The sequence below is a fragment of the Azohydromonas lata genome (assembly GCF_034427735.1).
Classification (GTDB): Bacteria; Pseudomonadota; Gammaproteobacteria; order Burkholderiales; family Burkholderiaceae_C; genus Azohydromonas; species Azohydromonas lata.
Genome location: NZ_JAXOJX010000274.1, coordinates 1 through 236, shown reverse-complemented (window position 1 = coordinate 236; position 236 = coordinate 1). Strand labels below are relative to the sequence as shown.

At 69.9% G+C, this 236-nt stretch carries 1 protein-coding gene; it reads right to left on the bottom strand.

Features of this window, described 5'->3' with window-relative positions:
* A partial coding sequence (locus SM757_RS35360) for a calcium-binding protein (protein WP_322468919.1) occupies positions 1–236 on the bottom strand: 236 nt, incomplete at both ends.

Here is a 236-nt window from a genome sequence, read left to right as displayed (position 1 = left end):
CCTGCATTCAGCCAGTCGTCGCCCTCGCCGCCGTCGAGCACGTTGGCGCCCTGGTCATCGCTGAGCCAGTCGTTGCCCGCGCCGCCCAGCAGCGTGTCGTTGCCGAAGCCGCCCTCCAACGTGTCATTGCCCTCGCCGCCCAGCAGCGAGTCGTTGCCCGCCAGGCCGTTGAGGGCGTCGTTGCTCAGGCCGCCGTCTATCGTGTCGTTGCCGAAGCCGCCGCTCAGCACGTCGCT